Raw genomic sequence first — 288 nt, 5'->3', positions numbered from 1 at the left:
CCATCAAGCGCCCCGCAAATCGACGAAGAGTCAAAAAAGAAGGGCCGGCATGAGCCGGCCCTTCCAGGACTGCAGACTCCGGGCGGGCTTAGAACGCGCCGCTGAAGTTGACGAAGAAGGACATGTCGCTGGCGCCCTTCTGCGCGGTCGTGGCGGTCACGCCGAAGTTGCTCTGCAGGCCCCACACGCCGGTGCGCGCGCCCAGCACGACGCTGGCGTAATTGCGGTCGAAGTCGATGCCCGGCACGTGGAAGGTGCCCACGTCCGGCATGGTCTGCAGCCACGCGC

General features: G+C 66.3%; 1 protein-coding gene. It reads right to left on the bottom strand.

Annotated features, from left to right (window positions below):
* Positions 1–88 precede the first annotated feature (88 nt).
* Positions 89–288, bottom strand: a 200-nt coding sequence (locus SB660_RS19910; protein ID WP_410584007.1) for a hypothetical protein, incomplete at its 5' end; no start/stop codon positions are given.

Source organism: Bacillus sp. SIMBA_005 (assembly GCF_046535585.1).
GTDB lineage: Bacteria > Bacillota > Bacilli > Bacillales > Bacillaceae > Bacillus > Bacillus pumilus.
Note: the sequence above shows the minus strand (reverse complement) of the source record. Positions and strands in the feature narration are given on the sequence as shown.